General features: G+C 66.4%; 15 protein-coding genes. All 15 read left to right on the forward strand.

The features are described 5' to 3' along the window. Window positions 1-45 precede the first annotated feature (45 nt). The 15 genes from H7I57_RS27665 to H7I57_RS27735 all read left to right on the forward strand — a co-directional run bounded on the left by H7I57_RS27665 (window position 46) and on the right by H7I57_RS27735 (window position 14,830). Window positions 46-1,212, forward strand: a complete 1,167-nt coding sequence (locus H7I57_RS27665) for an acyl-CoA dehydrogenase family protein (protein WP_264027597.1) — start codon at window positions 46-48, stop codon at window positions 1,210-1,212. After that, window positions 1,212-1,988, forward strand: a complete 777-nt coding sequence (locus H7I57_RS27670) for an SDR family NAD(P)-dependent oxidoreductase (RefSeq protein ID WP_264027598.1) — start codon at window positions 1,212-1,214, stop codon at window positions 1,986-1,988. The genes H7I57_RS27665 and H7I57_RS27670 overlap by 1 nt, the downstream gene beginning before the upstream one ends. Then, entirely contained in the window at window positions 1,989-3,191 is a 1,203-nt protein-coding gene (locus H7I57_RS27675; RefSeq protein WP_264027601.1) for a thiolase family protein, read from the forward strand. Further along, the gene (locus tag H7I57_RS27680) at window positions 3,188-4,411 is read left to right on the forward strand and encodes an acetyl-CoA hydrolase/transferase family protein (RefSeq protein WP_264027602.1); all 1,224 of its coding nucleotides are present in this window, start codon (window positions 3,188-3,190) and stop codon (window positions 4,409-4,411) included. The genes H7I57_RS27675 and H7I57_RS27680 overlap by 4 nt, the downstream gene beginning before the upstream one ends. Continuing rightward, complete coding sequence (locus H7I57_RS27685; RefSeq protein WP_264027603.1) at window positions 4,408-5,352, forward strand: hydroxymethylglutaryl-CoA lyase; 945 nt, start codon at window positions 4,408-4,410, stop codon at window positions 5,350-5,352. The genes H7I57_RS27680 and H7I57_RS27685 overlap by 4 nt, the downstream gene beginning before the upstream one ends. A 43-nt stretch (window positions 5,353-5,395) precedes the next feature. Beyond that, the gene (locus tag H7I57_RS27690; protein WP_264027604.1) at window positions 5,396-6,154 is read left to right on the forward strand and encodes an SDR family NAD(P)-dependent oxidoreductase; all 759 of its coding nucleotides are present in this window, start codon (window positions 5,396-5,398) and stop codon (window positions 6,152-6,154) included. Then, window positions 6,151-6,933, forward strand: coding sequence for an enoyl-CoA hydratase/isomerase family protein (locus tag H7I57_RS27695; protein ID WP_264027605.1), 783 nt, complete (start codon window positions 6,151-6,153; stop codon window positions 6,931-6,933). Before H7I57_RS27690 ends, H7I57_RS27695 begins: the two co-directional genes overlap by 4 nt. Window positions 6,934-6,949: 16 nt before the next feature. Further along, window positions 6,950-7,756: an enoyl-CoA hydratase/isomerase family protein gene (locus H7I57_RS27700; protein WP_264027606.1), complete on the forward strand. Its 807-nt coding sequence runs from the start codon at window positions 6,950-6,952 to the stop codon at window positions 7,754-7,756. Then, window positions 7,756-8,556 carry an enoyl-CoA hydratase/isomerase family protein gene (locus H7I57_RS27705; RefSeq protein WP_264027607.1) on the forward strand — a complete coding sequence of 267 codons (801 nt, stop codon included), beginning with the start codon at window positions 7,756-7,758 and terminating at the stop codon, window positions 8,554-8,556. The genes H7I57_RS27700 and H7I57_RS27705 overlap by 1 nt, the downstream gene beginning before the upstream one ends. 20 nt (window positions 8,557-8,576) lie before the next feature. Continuing rightward, window positions 8,577-9,377, forward strand: coding sequence for an SDR family NAD(P)-dependent oxidoreductase (locus tag H7I57_RS27710; protein ID WP_264027609.1), 801 nt, complete (start codon window positions 8,577-8,579; stop codon window positions 9,375-9,377). Window positions 9,378-9,403: 26 nt separating this feature from the next. Continuing rightward, window positions 9,404-9,733: a hypothetical protein gene (locus tag H7I57_RS27715; RefSeq protein WP_264027610.1), complete on the forward strand. Its 330-nt coding sequence runs from the start codon at window positions 9,404-9,406 to the stop codon at window positions 9,731-9,733. Between the two features lie 134 nt (window positions 9,734-9,867). Continuing rightward, on the forward strand, window positions 9,868-11,199 hold the full coding sequence (locus tag H7I57_RS27720; RefSeq protein WP_264027612.1) for a cytochrome P450: 1,332 nt from the start codon (window positions 9,868-9,870) through the stop codon (window positions 11,197-11,199). A 35-nt stretch (window positions 11,200-11,234) separates the two neighbouring features. Then, on the forward strand, window positions 11,235-12,206 hold the full coding sequence (locus H7I57_RS27725; protein WP_264027613.1) for a PDR/VanB family oxidoreductase: 972 nt from the start codon (window positions 11,235-11,237) through the stop codon (window positions 12,204-12,206). Then, window positions 12,203-13,231, forward strand: coding sequence for a Rieske 2Fe-2S domain-containing protein (locus H7I57_RS27730; protein ID WP_264027615.1), 1,029 nt, complete (start codon window positions 12,203-12,205; stop codon window positions 13,229-13,231). The genes H7I57_RS27725 and H7I57_RS27730 overlap by 4 nt, the downstream gene beginning before the upstream one ends. 150 nt (window positions 13,232-13,381) lie before the next feature. Continuing rightward, window positions 13,382-14,830, forward strand: a complete 1,449-nt coding sequence (locus tag H7I57_RS27735) for an aldehyde dehydrogenase (RefSeq protein WP_264027618.1) — start codon at window positions 13,382-13,384, stop codon at window positions 14,828-14,830. Window positions 14,831-14,833: the final 3 nt, after the last annotated feature.

Genomic DNA, 14,833 nt, shown 5'->3' on the forward strand with positions numbered 1-14,833 from the left:
CCATTAGTATCATTCTGATAATAGCCGGCTGAACAGGAGACACCCGTGGATTTCGCCCTGACCGACGATCAGCAGACCATCCGGTCCGCCGTGGCAGAGCTGGCCGGCAAGTTCGACGACCACTACTGGATGACCAAGGACCACAACCACGAGTTCCCGCAGGAGTTCTACGACGCGTTCGCCGACGGCGGCTGGCTGGGCATCACCACCCCGGAGGAATACGGCGGCAGCGGTTACGGCATAAGCGAAGCGTGCCTGCTGCTCGAGGAGGTGGCCGCGTCCGGCGCCGGAATGAACGGGGCGAGCTCCATCCACATGTCGATCTTCGGCATGCATCCGGTGATCGTGCACGGTTCAGAGGAGTTGAAGGCCCGAACCCTTCCCCGCATCGTCAACGGGGACCTGCACGTCTGCTTCGGCGTCACCGAGCCCGGCGCCGGGCTCGACACCACCAGGATCACCACCTTCGCCAAGCGCGACGGTGACCGCTACATCGTCAACGGACGCAAGGTGTGGATCTCCAAGGCATTGGAGTCCGAGAAGATCCTGCTACTCACCCGCACAGCGAAATTCGAGGATTCGCCGCGCAAGACCGATGGCCTGACGTTGTTTCTCACCGACCTGGACCGCAACAAGGTCGATATCCGACCGATCCCCAAGATGGGCCGAAACGCGGTGAGCTCCAACGAGCTCTTCATCGACGGACTGGAGATCCCGGTCGAGGACCGCGTCGGTGAAGAGGGCCAGGGCTTCAAGTACATCCTCGACGGCCTGAACCCGGAGCGCTGCCTGATCGCCGCCGAGGCACTCGGGATCGGCCGCGCCGCCCTGCGCACCGCGGTTCGATACGCAAACGAGCGCGAAGTGTTCGGCCGGCCGATCGGCATGAACCAGGGCATCCAATTCCCGCTGGCGGACTCCCTGGCGAAGTTGGACGCCGCCGAACTGATGCTCCGCAAGGCGACCTGGCTGTACGACAAGGGCATGCCCTGCGGCCGGGAGGCCAACACCGCCAAATACCTCTGCGCCGAAGCAGGTTTCGATGCAGCCGACCGCGCGCTGCAGACGCACGGCGGCATGGGCTACTCCGAGGAATACCACGTCGCCCGCTACTTCCGTGAGGCGCGCCTGACCCGGATCGCACCGATCAGCCAGGAGATGATCCTGAACTTCCTCGGCTCCCACGTGCTCGGGCTGCCGAGGAGCTACTGATGATCACGTCCCAACAGTTGGCGGCCTCGTTCCGCCTGGACCAGCGGTCGGCACTGGTGACGGGCGCCGGGTCCGGTGTCGGTGCGGCGGTGGCCGGGGCCTTCGCGGCTGCTGGGGCCGCAGTGCTCGTGACGGATATCGACTCCACCGCGGCCGCCTCGGTGGCTGCGGAGATCACCGCGGGCGGCGGCCGCGCCGACGCTTTCGGACTCGACGTGCGTGACACCTCGGCCGCGGCCGAGGCCGCCGACCGGGCCGCCGCACTGGCCGGCGGAACACTGCACATCCTGGTGAACAACGCCGGCGCCATCGCCCCCGCGATGCTTGCCGACCAGACCGAAGAGACGTTCCGGCGCATCATCGACATCCACCTGGTCGGCAGCTTCCTGTGCAGCCACGCCGCCCAGGGGCTGCTGCCCGACGACGGACGCGGTCGCATCATCAACGTCACCTCCGCGGCCGGCCTGACGGGGACCATCGGTCAGGTGAATTACGGGGCGGCAAAGGCCGGGATAGTCGGGCTGACAAAGTCCCTGGCGCGCGAGTTGGCCCGCAAGTCGGTGACGGTCAACGCGATCGCCCCATTGGCCGCCACCGCCATGACCGAGAACATCCGGTCCAACGAGAAACTGGCCGCCAAGACGCTGGCCCGTATTCCATTGGCCCGCTGGGCGACTCCGGAGGAGATCGCCCCCAGCTTCGTCTTCCTGGCCTCCGACGCCGGCTCCTACATCACCGGTCAGGTGCTCCCGGTCGACGGCGGGACCGTGATCTAGATGGCACGAAAAGTCAATGGTCCGTTCACCCGCGCCGGGCGCCCGGTGTACATCGCGGAGGCGGTACGCACGCCGATCGGCAAGTCCCACGGCGAGCGGGGCTGGTTCCGCGACGTGCATCCCAACGCCATGCTCGCTGCCTGTTACACCGATCTGATCAACCGCAGCGGCATCGACCCGGCAGCCGTCGAGGATCTCGTCATCGGTTGCACCGCACCGTTCGGCGAGCAGTCCCGCAACATCGGTCGCAATGCCTGGCTGCAGGCCGGTTGTCCACCGGAGGTGCCGGCCACCGTTCTGGACCGCCGGTGCGGATCAGCGCAGACCGCCGTCGAAATGGGCGCCGCACTGATCGCATCCGGCACCCACGACATCGTCATCGCCGGCGGGGTCGAACACATGGGGCACGTACCGATCGACTCCCCCGCCAAGATCAGCGAACTCTACGGCGACCCCTGGCCGCAGGAACTGCGCGAGCTGTACAACTTCGTCCACCAGGGCGAGAGTGCGGAGCTGATCGCCGACCGCTGGGACATCGGCCGCGTCGAGATGGATGAATTCGCTTCCCGCTCACACCGACTGGCCGCAGCTGCCATCGCCGAGGGCCGCTTCGACGCCGAGATGGTGCCGATGACTCTCGACGGTGAAGCCCGCACCAGCGACCAGTGCGTGCGCCCCGGCACCACCGCCGAAACACTGGCCGGGCTCAAGCCGGCTTTCCGTAAGGAGGGCGGGCGGATCACCGCCGGAAGTTCCTCCCCGATCTCCGACGGGGCGGCGGCGGTGCTGCTGTGTTCGACCGAGGCCGCCGAGCGGCACGGCTTGACCACCCGTGCCCGCATCATCGACCAGACCACGGTCGGCGTCGACCCGATCATCATGCTGACCGGACCCATCCCGGCCACCCGAAAGCTGCTGGACCGCAACGATCTGACCGTCAACGATATCGACCTGTTCGAGATCAACGAGGCGTTCTCCTCGGTGGTGCTGGCGTGGCAGCGCGAACTGAACGCCGACCCCGAACGGGTCAACGTCAACGGCGGAGCGATCGCGCTCGGACATGCCGTCGGTGCCACCGGGGCGCGCCTGATCGCCAGCATGGTCGCCGAATTGGAACGGCGCGACGCCGATCTCGGCCTGGTGAGCATGTGCTGCGGCGGCGGGCTGGGCACCGGAACCATTCTGCAACGAGTGCCCTCTTGATCGACTTCACCAAGTACCTGTCCTCAGGTGACGGGCTGTGGTGGGGACAGGCAGCCGCCGAGCCCCGCCCCTTGGTGGATGCGTTGTTCGCGCAGAACGAACGGATCGGCCCGATCAGCGTTTTCACCGGACTCTCGTGGAACGACCAGCTCGCCGTGATGCCCGAGCCGATGTCGATGGTGTCCTACGGTGGGCTCGGCGAGCTGCGGGAGCTGAGCCGCAGCGGCCGCCTCGACGTGGTGCCCTGCCACTACTCCGCACTTCCGCGGATGTTCGCCGAACGCCGGCTTCCGTGTGACGTCGGACTGGTACAGGTGTCCCCGCCTGATGCGAACGGACGCTGCTCGCTGGGAATCGGGGTCGACTACGTCGCCGACGCCGTGCCTCACGCGCGGGTGCTGATCGCCGAGATCAACGCCCAAATGCCCGCCACCGCAGGAACACAACCCATACCGCTGGGCCGCTTCGCCGCCACCATCACGACCGACCGGAAGCTGCCCGAAGACCCGTCACGCGCTCCCGACGACATCGATCGGCAGATCGCCTCGTGCATCGCTGAACTCATCGACGACGGGGACACCCTCCAGCTCGGTGTCGGCTCGCTCGGCGCCGCCGTCCTCGATGCCCTTACCGGACATCGCGATCTCGGGTTCCACACCGGGATGATCACCGACGGACTGATGCGGCTGGTGGACCAGGGCGTGGCCACCGGAAGGCACAAGGAACTCGACGCCGGGATGGTCGTGGCAGGCACCGCGCTTGGCTCCTCCCATCTCTACAAGAGCATCCCGGAGTTGCCGGTCCGGTTCCTTCCGACCAGTTACACCCATTCCCCCCAGGTGCTTTCTCAACTGCCGTCCCTGGTCTCGGTCAACTTCGCCGTTGAGGTCGACCTCTCCGGGCAGGTCGGTTCCGAGGTCAGCGGTGGCGTCTACGTCGGCGCGGTCGGCGGCCAGGTCGACTTCACCCGAGCCGCCGCATTGACCGGCAAGCGGTCGATCATTGCGCTGCGCTCGACCTTCCGCGGCCGCTCCACGATCAAGCCTCGCCTCGACGGCGGGGTGGTCACTACCGCCCGCGCCGACGTCGACGTCGTCGTCACCGAACACGGCGCCGCCCACCTGCGCGGGCAGAGCATCGACGAACGGGCGCGCCGCCTCGTCACCGTCGCCGCCCCAGAATTCCGCGACGAGCTAGAAAAGGAGATCCATCAGCTATGAGCCCCGAACTTCCGGCCAGGGCCCACATCCGGGAAGTCGGTCCCCGGGACGGATTCCAGAACGAACCTGAGGTCATCAGCACCGCCGACAAGATCAGCCTGATCAACCAGCTCGGCCAGACCGGTCTGGACCGCATCGAGGTTGCCAGCTTCGTGCGACCCGACGTCATCCCGCAGCTGGCGGACGCCCTCGAGGTGCTGGGCAGCATCGATGTTCCCGACCACGTGTCACTGACGGTGCTGGTTCCCAACAGCCGCGGCCTGGACAACGCGCTGAAGGTGCGCGAGCGGTTCCACGAGGTCGCACTGTTCGTCAGCGCCTCGGAAACCCACAACAAGCGCAACGTCAACCGCTTCATCGACGAGTCGATGACCGACAACGAGGTCCTGGCCAAACGGATCGACGCCGAGGATCTGAAGCCCACGGCGGTCATCGCGACCGCATTCGGCTGCCCGTTCGAGGGCAAGGTTCCCATGGAGCGCACGCTGGAACTCGCCGAGCAGTTCGCCGCTGCCGGGTGCAGGGAGATCGGCTTCGGCGACACCACCGGAATGGCACATCCCGCTTACGTTTTCGACATCTTCTCGGCGGCCATCGAGCGGCTGCCCGGTATCGAGATCACCGCACACTTCCACAACACCCGCGGCCAGGGCCTGGCCAACGCTTACGCGGCATTGCAGGCCGGGTGCACCAGCTTCGAGTCCAGCTTCGGTGAGCTCGGCGGTTGCCCGGTCCCGGCCGGTTCTACCGGCAACATCGCCACCGAGGATCTGCTCAACATGTTTCACGAGATGGGCGTCCAGACGGGCGTGAGCCTGCCTGCCGTCATCGACGCGGCCCGCGCCGCCCAGGCGGTGCTGGGCCGCAAACTCACCAGCCATTGCATCGTGGCCGGACCGGTCGACTGGAACCCCGGCCCGGACGCCTCCGGCTGCCACTGACCATCACCACCGAACGCTCACAACTGAAAGCGAAAGGCAGTTCATGACCGATCGAGTCGCATTCGTCACAGGCGGAGCCCAGGGCATCGGAGGCGGAATCTCCGAAGCCCTCGGCGCCCACGGCTTTCGGGTCGCTGTCGCGGACCTGAACCTCGACGCCGCCAAGGAGACGGCCCAGCGCATCGCGGACGCAGGCGGGAAGGCGATCGCCGTGCTCGTCGACGTCACCGACACCGAGTCGGTTCGCAATGCAGTCAAGACCGCCACCGAGGAACTCGGGGACATCGAGGTCGTGGTCAACAACGCCGGGTGGGACGACTTCATGCCGTTCCTGCAGACCACCGAGGATTTCTGGAACCGGATTCTGGACCTCAACTTCAAAGGCGCGCTGCGGGTTTGCCACACCGTGGTTCCCGGGATGGTCGAGCGCGGCTTCGGCCGGGTGATCAACATCGGCTCCGACGCGGGCCGGGTCGGCTCCTCCCTCGAGGCCGTCTACTCGGGCGCCAAGGGCGGCATCATCGCCTTCAGCAAGACGCTGGCCCGCGAGGTCGCCACCAAGGGTGTCACCGTCAACACCGTCTGCCCCGGCCCCACTGACACCCCGGCCCTGCGCAAGTTCGCGGACAGCTCCGGGGAGGACGCCGACAAGGTGATCGGCGGGATGGCCCGGTCGGTGCCGATGAAGCGGCTGGGAAGCCCGGCCGACGTCGCGGCGGCGGTGACGTTCTTCGCCTCTGACTCAGCGGAGTACATCACCGGCCAGACGTTGTCGGTCAGCGGTGGATTGACGATGGCGTGAGCGTCAGCGAGGAGACCACAGCCGTCAGTTGGTCGAGCGACGGACCGGTTCTGCACATCGCGCTGAACCGCCCACCGGCCAACGCACTGGGGCCGGCGATCACCGAGGGTCTGCACGCCGCGCTGGACCACGCCGATACCGCGGCCCCCAAGGTGCTCATCGTGTCCTCGTATCTGCCCGGCTTCTTCGCCGCCGGAGCCGACATCAAGCACATGACGACAGTCGACGCGACTTCGTTCAAGGCCTACGGCGACGGACTGCGCTCCGGGCTGGGCCGGCTGGCCGGCCATCCCGCGCTGTCGATCGCCGCGATCGACGGACTTGCCCTGGGCGGCGGCCTGGAATTGGCGATGGCGTGCACCCTGCGGGTCGCCGGGGCCGACGCCAAACTGGGGTTGCCCGAGGTCAAGCTCGGCCTCATCCCAGGGGCCGGCGGTACCCAGCGGCTGCCCCGGCTCGTGGGCCGCGGAGCGGCGCTGGACATCATGCTCACCGGCCGCCAGATCGACGCCGCCGAGGCACTGCGGATCGGACTGGTCGACCGGCTGGCACCGGCCGGCTCAGCGGTGAGCTCGGCCCGCGAACTCGCGACCGAACTGTGTGCCGCGTCGGCACCGGCGCAACAGGCGGTGGTCCGCACGGTGGGCGCGTCCGCGGACCTGCCGCTGGCCGAGGGCCTCAGGTACGAAGTGGACCAGATCCAAGACCTCTTCGAACGTGGTGAGGCTGCCGAAGGCCTGCGGGCGTTCGTGGAGAAACGCCGCCCGAACTTCGCCTAGCAACTAAGGAGAAACCATGGAATGCGGCGACTACGAAACACTCATCGCGACTGAACCCGCCCCAGGGGTATGCCTCATCACACTGAACCGGCCCGAGCGGCTCAATGCGATGACCAATGTGATGTTCGACGAACTGGAGCGGGTCGCACGCGATCTCGCCGACGACAACGACGTTCGCGTGGTGATCCTCACCGGCGCCGGCGCGGGGTTCTGCGCCGGCTATGACCTCGATGACGCCGAACGCCTGCCGGAGTTATCTGCACTGGGCATGTTCGACCAGCAGAACCGGGCCGCCCGAGCGCTCGCCGCGGTGCGCGCGATCCCGGTCCCGGTGATCGCGGCGGTCAACGGTGCCGCCGCCGGCGGCGGGTTCTCGCTGAGCCTGATGGCCGATATCCGCCTCGGCTCGCCGAGTGCGAAGTTCAACACGGCCTTCGTCAAGATTGGTTTATCCGCAGGCGATCTCGGCGCGTCCTGGCTACTGCCCCGGCTCATCGGGCCGGCGCAGGCCGCCGACATCGCGTTTACCGGTCGCATGGTCGGGGCAGAGGAAGCCGAGCGGCTGGGGCTTCTCAACGCCATCACCGGACCCGACGACCTGATCGAGCGCGCACTGAAGATGGCGGGCCAGATCAGCGCCAACTCCCCCGGCGGCATCAAGCTGTCCAAGCGGGCCCTGCAGTCCAACCTCGAGATCAGTTCGTTCGCCGCGGCGCTCGAACTGGAGAGCCGCGGGCAGGCACTGCTCACCCGGTGCGCCGACATGCCCGAGGCGCTGACCGCATTCCGGGAGAAGCGCGCACCCAACTTCGCGGGTGCCTGATGGCGGACTGGAACCGGGTCTCCACCCGGCCGATGGCCGACATCCTGGCCGAACTCGGCCACGCCAACACGCTCACCATCGCCGAACCTGCGCCCGGTATCGCGGTGATGTCGGTGAACCGGCCCGACCGGGGGAACTCCCAGACCGTCGAAATGTTCGGCGAAATCGCCTGGTATGCACACACGTTGCGGAAGGCGCCGTTGCGCGCTCTGATCATCACCGGTGCCGGCGGGGCCACCTTCTGCACCGGCTTCGATCTGCAGGAGGTCGAGGTCATCGCCAAGATGAGCATCCCGGAATTCAACGAACTCGTCGACACCGCCTCGGCCGGCACGTCGGGTCTGCGCTCGCTGCCCTGCCCCGTGATCGCCGCGATCAGCGGGCCGGTCGCCGGCGGGGGGCTGTCCCTGGCTTTGTCCGCCGACATCCGGTTGGCAACGGCCTCAGCGAGTTTCAGTGCCGGCTTTGTGCGGGTCGGTCTGTCCATCGGCGAACTGGGCGCCTCCTGGCACCTGTCGCGGGTGATCGGGCCGGCCCGCGCCGCGGAGATCTCGTTCACCGGGCGGACCGTCAAAGCCGAGGAAGCCGTGCGGATGGGCCTGGCCAACCGAATTGTTCCTGTCGACGGCGAGGAGGTCGTGACAGCGGCCATCGACGTCGCCGAGGACATCGCCCAGAACGGCGCCGAGGGCATTCGCGCAACCAAGAACTCGTTGATCCGCAGCGCGGAGATCGACTCGTTCCTGTCCGCCCTGGAGTTGGAGAACCGCAGCCAAGTGGTCTGCCGGACAACTCTTTAGATCATTCGATTGGAGACATTGTGACCACCGCGAACGAACTCCCACCGCCCAAGGCCCTCAACGAGTGCGGCGCCCTGATCATCGGTGGCACCGCCGGCATCGGATTCGCCACCGCCAAGGCCCTCGCCCAGGCCGGCGTGCCGCGGATAGTGATCGTCGGCCGCAACCCCGAACGCGGTGAGCCTGCCGCCAAGTCGCTGACCGATCTCGGCGCCGATGCCCACTTCCTGGCCGGCAGCCCGCTGGATCCGGCAGACGCGGCGGAGATCGCCGCTGACGCCGAACGGCTCCTCGGCGGGATCGACATCATGATGTGCACCACCGCCGCCGACGGCATCGCGCCAGAGCTTTTCAAGGATATCCCCGCCAGCGACATCAGCCGCATCCTCACCGAAATGGCCACCCCTGCGATGCATATGGCCAGCGCGGTGCTGCCGGGAATGCGCAGCCGCAAGGGCGGCGTCATCGTCAACGTCGCCTCCGACGCCGCCAAGACGGCGACACCCGGGGAGGCCATGATCGGCGCCGCAAAGGCCGCCATCGTGATGTTCACCCGCACCCTCGCCATCGAAGAGAAACGCCACGGCATCCGGGCCAACGCCCTGACGCCGTCACTGGTGCACGGCACCGCGTCGACCGAACGCATCACCAGTGGCGAGGGATTCAGCGCCAAGCTGTTCGCCAGCGCCGCCAAGCAGGCGTCCCTGGGAGTTCCGGACGCGGACGACATCGCCGCACTGGCCGTGTTCGTCTGCAGCCCGGCCGCCGGAAAGCTGACCGGACAGGCGATCAGTGTCAACGGCGGAATCTCCGCGGCATGACCGATCCCGAGCTGAAGGAGTCAGCAATGAACTTCACTGACGTCATCGACATCCTCGACCGCTCGGTCGGCGGGCCGGATGCCGACGTGTCCTCGCACGGTCCGTTCTGGCGGGGCGTGACCAGGGACCGATTCATTGCCATGAAGGTGGGCGGTCGCAAACTGGTGACCCCCGGCGACGGCGCCAATTCCAATCTGGTCAAGTCCCTGCAAGGCGTGGCACCGTTCGGGTCCGACCTGGAACCGGCGCCCGACGGGGCCAGCATCATGCGGATGCCCGCCTACCTCGACCCGATCTCCGACGAGGAGATCGCCCAGGTCGTGCAGTGGATTGACGAGGGCTGTCCGGAGGCCTGACCGGGCCACGGCGCGCGGACATACCCCGAAAGCGGGAGTAAGGACTCCACCTAGTGGTGACGCAAGCGAGCGTCAACCCGGTGAGACTTGGCTCACGCCGAAACACTGGACGACACGTCGGAAAGAGGACAGCAGTGACAACCGCCCAAGACACCAAGGAAGCGATCCTCCCGGACGAGATCGCCCGCCGGATTGTGCTGCCGGAGGGTCACGCCGATCTTGCCTCGCTGTACGAGGCCTACAAGTGGATGCGCGACAACATGCCGGTGGGCAAGGCCGTAGTCGAGGGTTACGATCCGCTGTGGCTGGTCAGCAAGTACGCCGACATCCAGGAAGTGGAGAGCCTCCAGCCCGAGGTCTTCTCCGCCGGCGGCGGCGCCCAACCCGGGGCCCACAACCCCATCCTGACCAACCAGGCGGGCGACGAGTTCACCAAGAGCATGCTCGGCGGCAGCCTGCGGTTGATGGATGCCCTGCCGTTTCTCGATCCACCCGAGCACACCACCGTCAAGAACATCGTGTTCGACTACTTCAAGCCGGCCCGGCTCAAGGCCCTGGAGGGGCAGGCGCGGGAACTGGCCAACGAGTCCATCGAGAAACTGAAGTCGCTCTCGACAGGTGGCAAGCGGATCGACCTCGTCGACGACTGGGCTCTGGGCTATCCGTTGCACGTGATCATGACCTTGCTGGGTGTGCCGGCATCCGACGAGCCCCAGATGATGGCGCTGACCCAGGAGTTCTTCGGAACGGCCGATCCCGAGCACCAGCGCGAGGCCGTCGAAGTGTCCCCCGAGGCGATGGCCCAGCAGTTCGCCGAAACCGTGCAGACCTTCTACAAGTATTTCGACGTCCTCGTCGAAGACCGGCGAGCCAATCCGCGCGACGATCTGGCTACCTTGATCTCCCTGGCCAAGACACCCGACGGCGAGTACTGGCCCGCTCCGTACTCCTACGGCTGGTTCATGGCCATCTGCACGGCCGGCCACGACACGACCTCGGCGACGCTCGCAGGGACCCTGCAACAGTTGGCCCTGCATCCCGACGTGCTCGCCAGGGTCAAGTCGGATCGGAGCCTGATCGGCAAGCTCATCCAGGAGGGGCTGCGCTACGTCGCGCCGGTCAAGCACTTCATGCGCCGCGCCGAACAGGACCACGAACTGAACGGCCAGCTCATCAAGAAGGGTGATCGGATCATGCCGCTGTTCCAGTCGGCCTGCCGTGACGAGGACCTTTTCTCGGACCCGAACACCTTCGACATCGACCGCAGCCCCAATAACCACATGGCGTTTGGTTTCGGTCCGCATACCTGCGTGGGCCAGCACCTGGCCAAGCTCGAGTTGCGGGTGATGTTCGAGCAGCTGCTGCCCCGCCTTGAGTCCATCGAGGTTCAGGGGCCGGGAAGTGTCACACATACCAACTTCGTGGGTGGTCTCAAGCACCTGCCTGCGACGGTGACGGTGTCCTGAACCGCTGAACCATCAGGACAGCAGCCATCTCCACAATGCCGAGCGCAAGCGTTCACGAGTTCACCGCAGAGTTGGTCGTGCGGCGTCGCGGCACCCCTGCCGAGGGTGTCGCGGTGCTGGACCTCGGCTATCCCGACGACGCCGAGCTGCCCAGGTGGCAGCCTGGCGCTCACATCGATCTGATTTTGGGTGACGGTCTGACCCGGCAATACTCGCTCTGCGGTGACCCTCGCGATCTGACGACGTGGCGTATCGGGGTACTGCTCGACCCGGCCAGCCGCGGCGGTTCGCAATATGTTCACGAGCGACTGCACGTGGGTTCGGTTGTGCGAGTGCGGGGACCCCGCAACCACTTTGCGTTCGTGGATGCACCAAAGTATCGCTTCATCGCCGGGGGCATCGGTATCACGCCGATCATGACGATGGTGGAGGCCGCGGCCTTGTCCGGAGCCGATTGGTCCCTCTTGTACGGCGGACGGAGCAGGCGTTCCATGGCGTTCGTCGACGAACTGGTCGAACGTCATCCTGATCGGGTAACCGTGTGGCCCCACGACGAAAGCGGCCTCCTCGACCTCGACTCTCTGCTAGGTGAACCCGAGGTCGATACCGTCGTGTACTGCTGTGGTCCCGAAGCGCTGCTGAGTGCCGTCGAAGACCGGTGTGCACAGTGGCCGGAGGGCTCCCTGCACATCGAGCGGTTCGCCGCCAAAGCGCCGAGCGCTCAAACCGACAGCGCGGCACTCGAGCGGTTCGAAGTCGTGTGCCAGCGATCCGGGATCACCCTTGAGGTGGAAGCCGGCGACTCGATCCTGGAATTGGTGGAAGAGGCGGGGGTGCCGATCACCACCAGTTGCTATGAAGGGGTCTGCGGCAGCTGCAAGGCCAAAGTGCTGGAAGGCGTTCCGGAACACCTCGATTCGGTATTGAAGGCGCCCGACAAAGAGGCCGGCGACATGATTCTTTGCGTGTCACGCTCGCGAACCCCAAGACTGGTGCTTGACCTGTGACCGCCAATTACCCCAGAAACTGCTGGTATGTCGCAGCGACTGCCGACGAGGTGACGACAACGCCACTCGGCAGGCGCTTGCTCGGTGACGACGTCGTGCTGTGGCGCGCTGCGAGCGGTCGGCTGAGCGCCTTCGAGAATCGTTGCGCCCATCGGGCTTTTCCGTTGTCGCACAGCCTTGTCGACGGCGAGCAACTGATCTGCGGCTACCACGGCTGTACCTACGACCACGACGGCACGTGCACCCACATTCCTTCCCAGCACCGCGTTCCCACGGGCATGCGGGTTCGGGTCTTCCCGGTGCTCGAAGATCCGCCGTTCATCTGGATCTGGATGGGATCGCCCGGCGCCGCGGCCGTCAGCCGGCCACCGACGGTGCCGTGGATCCGGCAGTCCGGCTGGGAGACGTTCTACAGCGCATGGGACGTGGCCGCGAACTACATGATGGTCCACGAGCATTACCTGGATTTCAGCTACGCACCGATCCTGCATGCGGCGGACATGCCGGAATCGATCCGCAGCATGCCTGCTTTCAGCGAGGTGGAGGTCACCGAGACCACGGTGTCCTACACCCGGGTACTGCCGCCCGCACGTCCCACCGACTGGGAAGCCGAGGCCGGCGGACTGGATCGCGCCGTGGACTACCGGCGCCGCGAGATGGGCACCTTCGCCTCGCCCGCCCTGCATCTGCAGCGATGGGACGTCGAGACGGCTCCCGGCGAGGCGTCGTCCACCACCCGTATCCACGCCATCACCCCCGAGACCGAGACATCGACACGCGTCGTCATGGCGGCGTCCCGCAACTATGCGCTCGGCGAGGCTGCTGCGACCGACCGACTGCGGGTGTTCCTCGACGGCGTCGCAAGGCGCGATGTCGCCGTGCTTGACATGGCGTCCCAGCACTCGGGATACGAGCGCTGGCAGGCCGGCGCCGAGTTTCAGGCCGACGTGGCCGCAGGACACGCCCGTCGGATCATCGGGGTGATGCTGGCCAACGAGGGAATTTCGGTCGGCTTCCCCAGTTGATTTCCAACGCCCGCGACGGGGCAGTCAGACACATTTTTGGCCTGACCTTTTTAAAGGTTGTATTTTTGGCGTCACTTTGGCACGCTGTGGTGACAGCCATCACACGCGCGGCGTGGATGGCGCTGACCATCAGCCATCAGGGAGGCACACATGTCGATCGACTACCGTCAGTTCTATATCGGTGGCCAGTGGTCCGATCCGGCGAAGACGGAAACGATCGACGTGCACTCCCCGACCACCGAGGAGCAGATCGGATCGGTGCCGCGCGGCAGCGAAACCGACGTCGACACCGCAGTAGCCGCCGCGCGGGCCGCGTTCGACGACCCCGACGGCTGGTCGAACTGGAGTCCCGCCCAGCGAGGTGAGGTGCTCGAGAGGTTCGCTGCGGAACTGGAAGCCCGCGGCGAGGAGACCGCCCGCCGAGTCTCGATGCAGAACGGGATGCCGATCTGGCTTGCGCACCAGTTCGAAGCCGGCTTTCCCCCACTGCTGTTGCGCTACTACAGCGGATTGATGAACAGCATGCCGGCTGAGGATGCCAGACCCGGCATGCTCGGCGGGACTGCGCTGGTCTCTCGTCAGCCAGTCGGTGTAGTCGCCGCCATCACACCCTGGAACGTGCCGCAGGGCATCTCGTTCCTGAAGATCGCCCCCGCGCTGGCCGCCGGCTGCACCATGGTGCTCAAGCCGGCCGAAGAGACCGTGCTCGACGCTTTCCTGATGGCGGAGGCGGCGCTGGCCGCGGGCCTGCCCGCGGGCGTCCTCAACGTGGTCCCCGGCGGGCGTGAACTCGGCGCCTACCTGGTGGCCCACCCCGGAATCAACAAGGTCTCGTTCACCGGATCCACCGCCGCGGGCCGGGCGATCGGCGAGACGTGTGGCCGTCTGCTTCGTCCGGTGACCCTCGAGTTGGGCGGCAAGTCGGCCGCCATCGTCCTCGATGACGCCGACCTCGGCGCGAACATCGAGTCGTTCTTCGGCGTCACCCTGCTCAATAACGGACAGATCTGCTGGCTCAACACCCGGGTGCTGGCACCGCGCAGCCGCTATTCCGAGATCGTCGACACCGTTACCGCGCTGGCGGCCGGGCTGACCATTGGTGATCCACTGGACCCGGAGACCAAGATCGGCCCACTTGTGTCCAGCCGACAGCGCGACCGGGTGGAGGGCTACATCGCCAAGGGCAAGCAGGAGGGCCGTTTGACCACCGGCGGCGGACGTCCGAAGGGATTGGATCGCGGCTGGTTCGTCGAGCCGACGGTGTTGGCCGACATGACCAACACGGCTCAAGTGTCCTGCGAAGAGATCTTCGGCCCGGTGCTGTCTGTCATCCCGTACGGCGACGAAGCAGAGGCGGTAATGATTGCCAACGACAGCAATTACGGACTGGGTGGCACCGTTTGGTCATCCGATGTCGAACGCGCTGTTAGCGTCGCCCGAAAGGTCCGGTCGGGAACTGTTGGCGTCAACCACTACACCAATGACCCGGTAGCTCCCTTCGGCGGGATCAAAGACAGCGGCATCGGGCGGGAATTGGGTCCGGAGGGCTTGGATGCCTTCCAGGTCTACAAGACGATCTACCTGCCGCCGTCGGTCTGACGG

It is taken from the genome of Mycolicibacterium pyrenivorans, from assembly GCF_025821625.1.
Lineage (GTDB): Bacteria > Actinomycetota > Actinomycetes > Mycobacteriales > Mycobacteriaceae > Mycobacterium > Mycobacterium pyrenivorans.